General features: G+C 34.9%; 1 protein-coding gene. It reads right to left on the minus strand.

Annotation, left to right across the window (positions count from 1 at the left end; all coding sequences use genetic code 11):
• Positions 1 to 30 precede the first annotated feature (30 nt).
• A protein-coding gene (locus PVK63_RS19845) for an IS3 family transposase (RefSeq protein ID WP_443111744.1) occupies positions 31 to 1,271 on the minus strand; the annotation gives its coding sequence in 2 pieces (ribosomal slippage) (positions 31 to 908 and positions 908 to 1,271; 1,242 coding nt in all).
• Positions 1,272 to 1,285: the final 14 nt, after the last annotated feature.

Here is a 1,285-nt window from a genome sequence, read left to right on the forward strand (position 1 = left end):
ATGTCTCGTCCTAAAATACGTTGACGATTTTTAATTGAAAGCTAAGTGCGTATGCACTTGGCTTTTTTTATGTACTTGATTTGGTGTACTCATTCCCAAACTTAAATGCGGTCGCATTTCATTATAAATAAAAATAGATTCTTCAACTAGGAATCTTAATTCATCTAAATCTTTGCATTCATATAGAAGGAACTCTTGCTTAAGGATCCCATTAATTCTTTCAGCTAATGCGTTTTGATAGCAATCATATCCATCAGTCATTGACGGCTTAATATCATTTTCGTTTAGTTTTTTTTGATAAACCTTTGAACAATATTGTAAACCCCGATCTGAATGGTGGATAGTATCTCTTTGATACTGACGATTATCTATTGCCATATCAAGAGCTTTGACTACATCTGTCGCTTTCATCTCGTCACTTAATTCATATCCCATAATCCTTCGACTATAAGCATCTGTTACTAAAGATAAATAATGAACACCTTTCTGTGATTGAACGTAAGTGATATCACTGACAAAAACCTCTTCAGGCGCTTGAGGAGTTAATTCTTTAAGTAAATTAGGATGTTTTTTCATCCAATGCTTACTGTAGGTAGTTTTTGTGTAACTTCGCTTAGGTTTTACTAATAAACACTCATTTCTTAAATAAGAAAAGAAGTTATCCCTACCTAACTTTATACCATGAGTGATAAATTTGGGCTTAAGTAAAAAATATAATTTTTTACCTCCAATACGAGGCATATATCGTCGAATTTCTTGCACCATATTCTTGACCGGTGAAAGTTCAACTGCACGTTTTAAAGCTCTACGCTCTTGTTGGTATATACATTGCCTTGTTATGCCAAGTAGCTGACTAGCTCGCTCTAAGCTAATCATTTTCTGCTTTTGAAGACTTCTTGCTCCTTGGCAATATACTTTTTTCTAAGGCCAGCACCGTGCTCTGCGTCCATGATATTGACTACTTCATTAAGTAATAAATTACGCATTCTTTCATCATCAAGCTCTCGCTCTAAACGTTTAATTTTTTGTGCCGGTGACTCTTTTGCTTTCGGGGATTTAGGCATAATAATCTTAGGTGATTGAGACCAGTCCATCTTACCGTGTTTTCTTAACCAAGTAAGTACAGTAGAACGGCCCTGAATGCCATAAATGTTTTGAGCTTGCTTATAGGTCATATCGCCTTTTTCTATAGCGGTAACAAGCTGCAATTTAAAGCCTAATGAATAATCGCGTTGAGTTCGCTTATTCTTTGTTTTTTCTTGATTTTTCATATAAAAGTCCTAAA

It is taken from the genome of Aliivibrio sp. S2TY2, from assembly GCF_028765525.1.
GTDB lineage: Bacteria > Pseudomonadota > Gammaproteobacteria > Enterobacterales > Vibrionaceae > Aliivibrio > Aliivibrio finisterrensis_A.